The sequence below is a fragment of the Lentibacillus saliphilus genome (genome assembly GCF_019093865.1).
Classification (GTDB): domain Bacteria; phylum Bacillota; class Bacilli; order Bacillales; family Amphibacillaceae; genus Lentibacillus_B; species Lentibacillus_B saliphilus.
In genome coordinates this window covers 387,426-399,255 of record NZ_JABJXD010000001.1, presented here as the reverse complement: position 1 = coordinate 399,255, position 11,830 = coordinate 387,426, and the positions used below count along the sequence as shown (strand labels likewise).

Annotated in this window: 10 protein-coding genes and 1 tRNA gene; 9 read left to right on the top strand and 2 right to left on the bottom strand. The window is 39.5% G+C overall.

Annotation, left to right across the window (positions count from 1 at the left end):
• Window positions 1-85: 85 nt before the first annotated feature.
• Window positions 86-676, top strand: a complete 591-nt coding sequence (locus HPC67_RS02090) for a molecular chaperone TorD family protein (RefSeq protein ID WP_217585776.1) — start codon at window positions 86-88, stop codon at window positions 674-676.
• Window positions 677-709: 33 nt separating this feature from the next.
• Window positions 710-901, top strand: coding sequence for a twin-arginine translocase TatA/TatE family subunit (tatA, locus tag HPC67_RS02085; RefSeq protein WP_217585775.1), 192 nt, complete (start codon window positions 710-712; stop codon window positions 899-901).
• A 51-nt stretch (window positions 902-952) separates the two neighbouring features.
• Here the strand turns inward: tatA and HPC67_RS02080 are convergent, their stop codons facing one another.
• The gene (locus tag HPC67_RS02080) at window positions 953-1,639 is read right to left on the bottom strand and encodes a Crp/Fnr family transcriptional regulator (protein WP_246569576.1); all 687 of its coding nucleotides are present in this window, start codon (window positions 1,637-1,639) and stop codon (window positions 953-955) included.
• Window positions 1,640-1,874: 235 nt separating this feature from the next.
• Between HPC67_RS02080 and HPC67_RS02075 the strand changes: the two genes are divergently transcribed.
• Window positions 1,875-3,695 (top strand): MotA/TolQ/ExbB proton channel family protein, encoded by a 1,821-nt coding sequence (locus HPC67_RS02075; RefSeq protein WP_217585773.1) that lies wholly within the window; start codon window positions 1,875-1,877, stop codon window positions 3,693-3,695.
• Window positions 3,685-4,374 (top strand): OmpA family protein, encoded by a 690-nt coding sequence (locus HPC67_RS02070; protein ID WP_217585772.1) that lies wholly within the window; start codon window positions 3,685-3,687, stop codon window positions 4,372-4,374. The genes HPC67_RS02075 and HPC67_RS02070 overlap by 11 nt, the downstream gene beginning before the upstream one ends.
• Before the next feature lie 21 nt (window positions 4,375-4,395).
• Here HPC67_RS02070 and HPC67_RS02065 read toward each other — a convergent pair whose 3' ends face one another.
• On the bottom strand, window positions 4,396-5,184 hold the full coding sequence (locus tag HPC67_RS02065; protein ID WP_217585771.1) for a helical backbone metal receptor: 789 nt from the start codon (window positions 5,182-5,184) through the stop codon (window positions 4,396-4,398).
• Between the two features lie 184 nt (window positions 5,185-5,368).
• Between HPC67_RS02065 and HPC67_RS02060 the strand changes: the two genes are divergently transcribed.
• The 5 genes from HPC67_RS02060 to HPC67_RS02040 all read left to right on the top strand — a co-directional run bounded on the left by HPC67_RS02060 (window position 5,369) and on the right by HPC67_RS02040 (window position 11,669).
• Window positions 5,369-5,442: transfer RNA gene (locus HPC67_RS02060), tRNA-Pro, on the top strand.
• A gap of 174 nt (window positions 5,443-5,616) precedes the next feature.
• Window positions 5,617-7,011: a DHA2 family efflux MFS transporter permease subunit gene (locus HPC67_RS02055; protein ID WP_217585770.1), complete on the top strand. Its 1,395-nt coding sequence runs from the start codon at window positions 5,617-5,619 to the stop codon at window positions 7,009-7,011.
• 169 nt (window positions 7,012-7,180) lie between these two features.
• Complete coding sequence (locus tag HPC67_RS02050) at window positions 7,181-8,326, top strand: MFS transporter (protein ID WP_217585769.1); 1,146 nt, start codon at window positions 7,181-7,183, stop codon at window positions 8,324-8,326.
• A gap of 232 nt (window positions 8,327-8,558) precedes the next feature.
• Complete coding sequence (gene dacB / locus HPC67_RS02045) at window positions 8,559-10,088, top strand: D-alanyl-D-alanine carboxypeptidase/D-alanyl-D-alanine endopeptidase (protein ID WP_343327791.1); 1,530 nt, start codon at window positions 8,559-8,561, stop codon at window positions 10,086-10,088.
• Window positions 10,089-10,259: 171 nt separating this feature from the next.
• Window positions 10,260-11,669: a vWA domain-containing protein gene (locus HPC67_RS02040; protein ID WP_217585768.1), complete on the top strand. Its 1,410-nt coding sequence runs from the start codon at window positions 10,260-10,262 to the stop codon at window positions 11,667-11,669.
• The last annotated feature ends 161 nt before the right edge of the window (window positions 11,670-11,830 follow it).

The window sequence follows — 11,830 nt, the reverse complement described above, 5'->3', positions numbered from 1 at the left end:
TGACAGTTGTTCTTTGCGGGCGAAAAGCTATATGAATATGTTTTTCGCCTGTAGAGCAATTGCCACATCAAGGGGGTGCATGCGCATGGAATTATCAACGCTTGAGGAAACATACGGCAAGCTGTTGTTAAGCGAATTGTTTACAAGTGTATGGTTCGGACATTGGGATGACTATGAAGCTGTTATTGGCCGACTACCTGAAGAACTCGTCGCTGAATTACCATTTCATGAGCATTATAATCGCGAAGATACAGCTTTATGGCGTGATAATTATTTTCAAGTCCCGGGAGACTATTTTATTCCACCTTATTTATCTAGTTATTTCGGAAAAGGTGAGGAAGAACAAGAGCAGGCTAAGCAGGATGTTCTTTGCCTCATCGGCGAATTCGACAAGCTTGGATTTTACTATCCACTTGAACAGGGAGAGTTTCCGGACCACTTTGGAAGCGTCACAGCCTTTTTAACAGCAGCTGTTAAAGAAGAAATAAAGGCATTAGAAGCAAATGATGAGACTCTGGCTGAAAAGTTGCTAACCATGCAGCACAATGTGTATGATACTTACATGAAGCAAGGCATTGAAAAAATGCTCGCTCATGGTGAAACGAAATGGGCTGACCCATTTTTTAAAGAATTTCTCCCATTTTACGGTGAGAATATGAAAGATATCCATGGTTAATCGTCTTTTAAATAAAAAAGAGGAGTGATGAAGATGGGTGGCATAGCAAGTATTGGTGTACCTAGTATGATTTTGATTCTTGTATTAGCGTTAATTATTTTCGGTCCGTCAAAGCTACCGGAAATCGGGAAAGCTGCTGGTAGTACATTAAAAGAATTTAAGAAAGCAACGAATGAAGTGATGAACGAAAGTGAACAAGAACATAAAGACCAATCAAAATCTTAATCAGTAAAAGCCAGAGCCATCCAAAAGACAAAGGATGCTCTGGCTTATTTTTTAATGAATGGAGCATAGGTGGATAGGACAATCTCCACAGTTTATTTCTCTTTTTAAGTAATCGATATCATGGATGGTTATGTATCCTTTTTCTGTAGTAATAATATGAGCACGTCTTAGCTCACTCATCAACCGATTCACACTTTCACGTGATGTCCCACAAAAATCTGCCAAGGTTTGATCTGTCAAACGCATATTAATAAAAACACGATCACCATTAATTTGTCCATAACTATTAGCAAGTCGTATTAAAGTAGAATAAAGAGCCCCTTTCTTTCCAAACATGACGAGGTCTCTGAAACGTGTTTGATCACGACGTGCATAGTCGCTCATCGCTTGGAGGAGCTGAAGTGCAAGATTGCTATTATCTAGTAATTTATTTTTTAGCTTTTCCTTTGATATTACAGCAAGTTTGCTGCCCATGAGCGTTTGTGCGTTTTGAATGTAAGGGACATGGTCATCGTCTAGCGAAAGCTCTCCAACGAGGTCGCCAGTAGAGCATAACCGCAACGTCAATTCACTACCATTATTAGATAGTTTACTAATTTTTATTTTCCCTGATTTCAAAAGATATAATTCCTTCACCGGATCGCCTTCGTGGAATAGATATGTGTTTTTCTTAACATGTATCACATCATCCGCATCCTCAAAAAGCGTCGATAGCTCAGTTGACAACTGGGTTTTCATGCTAGGCACCACTCCTTTCATTTTTTAATTTATTTTATGTATTTACTGTGACATTCTTTCTTACAAAAATTGTAGCATATTTTGACGATGAAGGGCTAGACAAAAAACTATGATGTGTGTTCATTTATAATTAACGTCCCATACACATGAAATAAACAAGCTTAGAATACATATGTCATAAGTGTGCACAGTCTCGATGAACTTTAATTGTGGACTTTATATGGGGGGACGAATCATGGTTGAATCGATCATTACATTTATTGCTGGAGAACAAAAGGCGGAACAAATTTTAGCAAACTCGTTTATTGAGATGATATTTTTCATTTTGTTCAGTTTGTTTGTTGTGTCAATATGTGTTCATTTTATTGTGTTTACAAAGCTGCGTCACATTCGCAACAGTCCTAATTTCATGGATGTAGAACCAATTTCGCGGTTTAAAGATCAATTTACAGAAGGTGATCAGCTTAATGTAATAAAGGCAGAGACGTTCGTACAGAAGCAGTTTTCTGAGTGGCGTTTGTTAGGGATTCCAGTTGTGAACCTGATTAAAATGACTCACATGATGGTATCTGTATTTATTTTGATCGGTGTGCTTGGGACATTCATTGGATTAACGATTGCACTTGGAAGTATTGATGCAGGCGGGGACCAGTTGGTTGAAAATGTTGCAGCTGTATTAGCAGGTGTTGATGTTGCCTTCTATACAAGTATTGTTGGGATGACATTTTCTTTAATTATGACCTTGCTCATAAAAGTATTTAACACAGAGTATTTGCTCACTGATATGATGTTAAGGGTCGAGTCTGAGTTAGAGTCAGGAACAGAAAGTGGGATAAATGATCTCATTAACGTTTCTGAACGCATTGAAGCATCTATCGTTGATTTAAATACATCAAATCAACAGGCACTTGGTGAAATTGTTTCCGCTTTTTCGGGTTTTAAGGAATACACGACAGGATTGCAGCAATCTGCAAAAGATTTAGCACAGTTTAATGATGGTCTCACTCGTAATTTGGAAGAATTCGAAGCTTTATTTCAGCGGATGAAGGAAGTGACAGACGGGTTTAGTGAAGGGACAAAAGCGCTCAATCATAATTTTGCTTCTTTATTTTCCTATTTTAAAAAGACAGATGCCAAAAACGAACGTATGACACAAGCGTTTGAAAACATTCAAGATAAGGCTGAAGATACTGCTCAAGTACAAAAAGAGACATTAGAACGCTTTCAAACAACAGCTACTGGCCTACAAGCGTTTATGTCTTCGATTGTCGACAATCAAACAGCAGTGAAAGGGTCTTTTGAACAGATTCATAAAGAAACACAGACACTCGTTAATCAAATGTCATCTCATACAAAAACACTGCAACAAGCGCTTGGTAATGATGTCACGACGCAATTAAGAGGTGTTGTATTAAATCTTGAGGCAGTTAAAAGAGGCTTTGAGTATTTGAGTCCTGCTTTGAATAAGTTACCGGACACGCTTGCAGCCATTAATCAGACTCAGGATGATTATCGTCATTTGTTAGGAGAACGGTTTGAGGAGTTGAAGACATTTAACCGTTCATTGGCGGATCACCTCGAAGCCTATGGAAATCAAACACGGGCGTTTGAGAATAAATATGAGCAAGCAACTCAGTCGAATGAACAATTTGTACGTCATTCCCAACAGCTCATTCAACAAATCAATGATATCATGACGGCATTGAATGAAACGTTCAGTCGACGTGAAAATGACGTGAATTCAAGTTTGTTTGCATTAAAAACAACGATGTCAAAATTTCCTGAGCAAATGGAGGACGTGCTTACAAAACAAATGAACAGTGTTATGAGAGGTTTAACGGAATCAGTGGATCAATTAACAGGTGAAATGAGACGAGAATTCAAGCAGCTGCAACGAGCAACAGAAGAAGCCCAAACGGCGAATACAAGATACATGCAGCAATTGCTTCAGGAACTCATTCAAGAAGTTCAATTGTTCAATGAATCTTTTAAAGCTAATCGCAATGGAGAAGCGCGTTTAGGTCTTAATGAAGGGCGTGGACGCTATGATGACTAAATACACACGCCTGTTTAAACAAGATCAAAATGACGGTCACTTTTGGCCATCTTTTACAGACCTACTGACGACGATTTTGCTTTGTTTTATTTTAATTTTTATAAGTATGATGATCATCAAATCGTTACAAATAGAAGAGATGAAGCGAACGATCGATCAAATTATGGGTGTACGTGCCAAGCTCATTGAAGATCTGAATGCCGAATTTAGTGGGTCTGAGCTCGGAATAGAGGTTGATGAAAAAACCGGGTCTATCATGTTCGATACAGAAATATTATTTGAGTACTCAAAGTCTGATCTTAAGCCGAAGTCCTTTGAGTTTTTAGATGAATTCGTGCCGCGATACTTAGACACACTTCTCGCGAGTGGCTATGATGATTATATCGCTGAGATTATAATTGAAGGTCATACAGATCGGAATGGGACGTACTTATACAACTTAGAATTGGGCCAAGAGCGCGCGTATAGTGTCGCATCTTATATTCTAAGTGATGACTTCCCTTATAAACATATTCAAGAACAGATCAAACAAAAATTAACTGTTAATAGTAAATCCTATACCAACTTCAGGACTGATGAACAAGGAGAATATAGTGCTAAAGCATCACGACGTGTTGAATTTAAATTTAGATTGAAAGATGAAGAAATTCTAAAGAAAACGAGAGATTTACTCGAGTAATAGGGACTCGATAGCTGTTAACTAATCGTTCAGCGTTCTTAAATGTTTTTTAAAGTATTGGACGGCCTGTAACATCTTAGCACCATACCAGAGCATCTCGCCGTCTACAATAATTGGTGTGACGTTAGGTAAGATGCGACGAAACGCGTCAAGATGTTGATCACGAAATGGAAAAGGTTCTGTTGCTAGGAAAACATAGTCAAGTGCGGCCGATTTTAGATCCTGTTCTGTTACAATCGGGTACCTTGAATGGAGCGTCGTAAAAGGATTTACAAATCCCATATTGTTGAGCATCGATTGGATATATGTTTCTTTTCCGACGACCATATATGGATCTTGCCAAATCATATACGCAACACGATATCCGTTCGTTTGAGGTAAGGATCGAAATTCGGCTTTAATCGTTTGGACCAGTTGATCGGCAGCTGTTTGATGATTTGTAATCATACCTAGGTCTTGAATCATTCGGTAGGCATCGTTCACCGTTTGGATTTCGAATACGAACACGGGAAAATGTGCTGCAAGTGTATCAACGATCTCTTTCGTATTCTCTTCTTTCTCTGCAATGATGAGGTCTGGCTGTAACGATTTGATGCGTTCTAATTTAATATCCTTTGTCCCTCCAATGTTTGTCACATGCTTGACGTCATCTTCTTCAGGATATTTACAAAAACGTGTCCTACCGACAATGCTGTCTCCTAATCCAATATGGAACATTGTTTCTGTAATAGCTGGACAGAGTGAGACGATGCGTTGTGGGGGATATGTATATTGAATTGGACGGTTCAAATGGTCGACGATGCTCTTCATAACGATTGGCCTCCTAAACGAGTTTATGAATAATCTTCAGTTTAACGGAAATGCTGACCGCTGTCACGGTACAAAACTGGTTTATGATCAATCGTTTAGTGTTGCTTAACAGAGGTAGCATCATAGGTGAGTAGATACGTTGTCTTTTCCCGATCGTTCTATTATACTTAAATCTAGCGCTGAACGGGATGTAGCTCAGCTTGGTAGAGCACTGGCATGGGGTGCCAGGAGTCGCAGGTTCAAATCCTGTCATCCCGATTTCCAAAACCACTTACCGATCATATTGTTCGGTAAGTGGTTTTATTTCATATGATTGTATGAGAGGAATTTATTGTTCAATACATTTAATCTGCTTAGTCATTGTGGTAAAATGATTTAATTGCTAAGCTAAAATGAAGCTTAGGTATAATCATTCTAGAAAGAAGGTACATCATGGTCGAAAACGAAACGTCAGTCCAACCTATTAATAAAGTACCGATCATGATTGTCATGATATCAGGTGCATTTGTCGCGATATTGAATCAGACTTTGCTTGGGACAGCCATTCCTCATATTATGCAGGATCTTGACCTTGGTGAGAGTGTTGTTCAATGGCTACAATCTATTTTTATGCTCGTAAACGGGATCATGATTCCGATTACAGCTTTTTTAATTGAACGTTTTACGACGAGACGCTTATTTATGAGTGCAATGACCTTGTTTGGCTTAGGTACGCTCGTTTGTGCCGTTGCACCTAATTTTTCGTTCTTACTCGTAGGTCGCGTCTTGCAAGCGTCAGGTGCGGGTATTATGATGCCGCTTATGCAGACGATTTTATTTCTTATTTTCCCTGTCCATAAACGAGGAACTGCAATGGGTATGTTTGGAATGGTGATTGCATTTGCACCAGCTATTGGACCGACTCTTTCTGGCTGGATTGTCGAGCACTTCCCTTGGCGCGCATTGTTCTATGTTATTCTACCAATTGTAGTCGTTGATTTAGTGATCGCGTATTTTATGCTTAAAAACGTTACTAAACAAACGTTTCCAAAGGTCGATATTCAATCGATTATTTTATCAACCCTTGGCTTTGGAGGTGTGTTATACGGATTTAGTACGGCAGGTAGCATGGGGTGGTCAAGTGCACATGTCGTCGTTTCAATGAGTGTAGGCTTCATCGCACTTGCATTGTTTATTACACGTCAATTACGGCTTGATACGCCGATACTTGAGTTTAGAGTATTTAAGAATTCAGTATTTACATTAACGACTGCATTAGGTATGGTTTCTTTTGCAGCGATGATTGGTGCAGCCGTTGTATTACCTATCTTGATGCAAAATATGCTCGGATTTACAGCGCTGCAATCTGGATTGATGTTAATGCCAGGTGCTGTTCTGATGGGGATTATGAATCCTATAACAGGGCGTTTGTTTGATAAATATGGCGCAAAATGGTTATCCATCATCGGCATGACCATTGTAACGGTCACAACATTTATGTTCGCCATATTGACGACTGATACAACATTTATGTATTTAACGGTTGTTAACACCATTAGAATGTTTGGCATTTCGATGGTAATGATGCCCGTTACAACAGCTGGTTTAAATCAACTATCATCAAAATTAATTCCTCATGGCACAGCGATGAACAATACGATGCGCCAAGTATCAGGTGCCATTGGAACGGCCTTGCTCGTTACCATAATGGTCTCACAGGCAAATCCTGACACAGGTGTTGCTGGTGCGATACATGGCGTGAATGTTTCCTTTATCGTAGCCGGGATCTTTTCAATCATCGGCTTAGTCATGACATTCTTTATTAAATATCCAAAACAAGAACACTAATCGATCTGAAATAGCCAGTGCATGCAATGTAGGTTGTTGGTAAATATAGTTGGCATAAAAAATGTCACGAGTTATTCACAAATACAGGCAGAGCTAGATAAGAAATGATCGTTTTATATTTCTTCTAGCTCTGCTTGTTGTATAATATGGGGGAATGTGAGGGTGGAAGATGAGTCGAATTTTATACTTTATTATTGTCGTGTCATTTTTAGATACATTTATACAGCTTCCTATTATTACGCCATATGCGATGGACCTCGGGGCGTCTTATTTATTAACGGGGGCCATTGTAGCCATTTATTCATTGGCCAATATGATTGGTAATATTTTTGGTGGTCATTGGATTGATCGATTTGGACGTAAAAAAATGCTTTATACTGGTATGTTTTCAGTTGCGATTGTGTTGCTGTTTTATCCATTAGCAGAAACAGGTATGCAGCTTTTTTGGGTTCGGTTTTTTCATGGCCTCGCAGGTGGTGTGTTAATTCCAGGGGCTTTCGCTTATGTGGGCGATCAGTCGAAAAATCAAAAAAGAGGTCGAGTAATGGCACTGACCGGTGCATGTATTGGAACAGCTGCTATTGTCGGGCCTGCACTAGGCGGAGCCCTAGCATCGATGGGCAAGGTGGATTATGTCTTTTACCTTGTTGCAGTTTTATTCGTCATTACCGGTATTCTCATCGTGTCGTTTGTTCGTGATAGTGTGATGACAACAGATCGCGGAAAAGCATCGTTTTCCCATTTTATTCCGTTATTAAAAAAATTGCCGATTCTTCAAGCGTCACTTGCGGCGTTGGCACTTATGATTAGTAATGGTACGTTAGCATTTGCGCTACCACTCAAGGTAGGTGATATGGGGTTAACGTCCGCTGCGACTGGAATGCTGTTGAGTACGTATGGAATCGTTACATTGATTGTTTTTCTGACACCGCTTAATCGAATGTACGATAAATACTCGCCAATTGCGCTCGTCGTTAATGGCATCGCCATAATCGGCTTTGTTCATACGATGCTGAATATCGTCGCGGTTGCTTGGGGTGTTATTATGCTCATGATTGTTTATGGCGTAGGGTTCGCTCTTGTCTTTCCGTCTATGAACAAAATTATTGCTGAGGCATCGTCTAAGATAGATCGTGGCAAAGCATATGGGATTTTCTATGCATTTTTTTCACTGGGCGTTATTGCTGGGTCTTTTGTGTCAGGCGCAACAGCAGAGGCGTTTGGAAAACCGTTTTTATCTAGTGCTGGCACAATGCTCATTGTTGTAACCGTACTGTTGTTTATTTCCAAAAAACAACAGTCCCATCAGTCTTAATCATACATGTACGAAGAATGAACCTATCGTCGCAACCTTACGATAGGTTCTTTTTTGTGTAGAATATTACTTGTTATATGATGAGCGTGCATGGCTCTTTTCAACATTTAACAATGAGCGATTTATAGTGATGTATGCTTTTGGTCACACTGTTAACGTTGGTACTCTTAAGACATGTTTTTCATTACAATCTAATAACTATTAAATAAGACCTTCAATGGAGGAACTCAGTGTGAAAATCATTTATGCAGGCATGTTCATCATTCTATTGTTCATATTATATATGTTGGTTCCGCCGAATGAGTCATCAACTTTTACTGATGAGGAGGAGGGGGAAAGTGTGACTGAGGACGGGGATAACGTCCATGTAAGTTCGTCGTCAAATGGACTTGAAAATCGAATTGAAGCGGTTTTAAACGAAGAAGAAGCTTTAAAAGGCGCAATTGCCGGTATTAGTATCCGTTCTGGCACGACTGGAGATATACGGTATGATCATTTTGGCGATTTACGGCTACATCCAGCTTCCAATATGAAGCTATTAACAGGAGCGGCAGCTTTATCTGTCCTTGGGGAGGATTATCGTTTCTCCACACAGCTACTGACCGATGGCGTCATAGATGAACACACGTTAAAAGGTAATCTCTACATAAAGGGCAAAGGTGATCCCACCTTAACCGTCTCAGCGTTTAAAGACATTGCTTTAGAACTAAAACAGAAGGGCATCACGCATATATCAGGTCATATAATTGGCGATGACACATGGTATGATAACGAGCGATTATCACGAGATTTAAATTGGAGTGATGAAACATACTACTATGGTGCACAAATTTCAGCGTTAACGGCATCTCCAAATGAGGACTTTGATGCTGGGAGTGTCATCGTAAGCGTACATCCCCAAAATGAAGGGGAAAGCCCATCTGTCAAAATTGTTCCACAAACGAATTATGTCCAAATTGAAAATCAAGCTATAACGACAAACTCAGACACAACCGAACCCAATGTGACGATTGAACGGACACATGGGACGAATCAAATTATGATAACAGGTGAAATTCCGAGTCAATCACGTGGTGTTTATGAATGGGTTTCTGTATGGGATCCAACTCAATACGCACTTGATTTGTTTCAGTCAGCATTACAAACGCAAGGCGTGTCGTGGTCAGGTACGGTTGTCAAGGGGAAAGCACCTAAGAACGCACACATCTTGTTCGAACGACGATCCAGTCCGCTTTCTGAATTGCTCGTACCATTCATGAAATTGAGTAACAATACGATTGGAGAAATGCTTGTTAAAGAAATCGGGCGCTATAAGCACGGAGAGGGATCTTGGGAGAAGGGGCTTTTAGTACTTGAAATGGAAATGAATCGGATGGGGATGAATTTAGATACAATGCTGCTAAGGGATGGATCTGGTATATCACATATTAATATGATCCCAGCAAATGACATCACATCACTTTTATACACCATACAGCAGCAGAGCTGGTTTCAAACCTTTAAACATAGCTTGCCAGTAGCAGGACGAGCTGATCGAATCATCGGTGGAACACTGCGCTATCGAATGGGAGGCTTTAATGTTCAAGCAAAGACAGGCACGATTTATGGCGTGAGTACCTTGTCGGGTTATGCTGAGACAGCGCAAGGTGAACCAATCATATTTTCCATTCTCTTAAACAATTTACTTGATGATGACGATGGTCCGGATATCCAAGACAAACTTATAAAAACAATTTTAAATACTGACATCGTTAACCAATGACTGTGGTTTTGATAAATGTGTTTTCAGGGGGTATTCATTTCGCTATTGTGTATATGGTATAAAAGTCTTTATATAACAAATATAACATGCTTATAATAGGTCATTTGTAATATTGACGTTTATGATCATTATGTTCTAATAGTGTTAAACGGTATAAGTGGAGTGATTAATATGAAAAATGTAGCATTATTAGGCATAGCCATGCTCATAATTGTCTTAGCAGCGTGTAAGGATGAAGATGTTGAGAATCATGATATATCACAACCAACTAATGACACGGAAAGCACCGAAAAAGATAACAGACCAGTAGAAGAAGAGCATAACGCTAACGAACAGCCTCTCATAGAAGCTGATACAATCGATATAACGTTAGATACTTTAAAACAGCAGTCAGGTGGCACACTTGTGTCCGATGTTGAACTTGAGGAAGAGTTATCAGACAGTATTCTGGCTTCACTTCAGTCAGAACTCGTTTCATTAATGAATCAAACAAAAAATCCAAACGCGATATATGATGGTCTTGTTGGTTTATTAGCGAGCCCACATTATAAAACACATATTGAAAGCGTTGAACAATATGACCCAGGATTTGAAGATCCATACTTACCAGATCCTCGTACAGAAACGACAGAAGGTGAAAGAGCTGCACCGAATAAAGCGATTATTTTACTAGATGCCAGCTCTAGTATGTTGTTAACCGTTGACGGGAAAGTGAAAATGGACATTGCTAAAGATGCTGTTCGACGTTTTGCTGAAGTTATTGGACAGGATAGTGAGCTTTCACTCGTTGTTTACGGTCATAAAGGTTCCGAATCAAAAGACGATCAAGCATTATCATGTGAAGGGATCGAGGACGTGTATTCAATGGGAGCTTATGATGCAGATACATTTAATGCATCGCTAGAAACATTTGAAAGTAAAGGCTGGACCCCACTTGCTGGAGCTATTGAAGAAGCAGCTGATATGAGTCGTGACTTTTCTGAAGATGTGACTGTCTATATCGTTAGCGATGGTGTGGAGACATGTAATGGCGATCCAGTTCAGGCGGCAGAGAGGTTTACAGAAAGTGCTGACACACGATCAGTTAACATCATTGGCTTTGCTGTTGATGATACAGCCGAAGCCGAGCTAAAAAAAGTATCTGAAGCAGGTAATGGGAAGTATTATTCTGCTAATAATGAAGAAGAGCTTCAAGGTACGATTGAAAAAGAGTGGCTTCCATCACTTATAGACTTAGCATGGGCCCATACGAAAGCACCGGGACCCTGGGAAGTGTTAGGAAAACGAGATGCATTAGATCAGAAGGTCAGTCAAGTTACACAAATACGTAAACGAGAAGATTCACACTTGCATACGGCGTACACAATGATTCGCGATGAAGAGATATTGGATGAAGAAGCGCTGAATACATTAAAGAACCTCTTATCAGAAAGAAATGAATCTATTAAAGAGATTATCAAAACACTTCGATCCGAAAAGAGAGACGATATTAACACACAGGCAGAGGACATTAAAAAGCGTGTTGCCGAATGGCAAGATGAGATGTATAAACGAAGAGAAGAACGGCGCAACAACAATTAAAAAGGGCAGGGCATTATGAGGATCCGCTATTTATTAAGCCCACCTTTACGCAATTACAAAATAATTAACAGGAATCATAGCAGAATTATGGCTCTCAAGAACTTTTTTTGCTATCATTAAACATGTAATTAAATGTAAAAAAGATAAAAAGATCATTAATC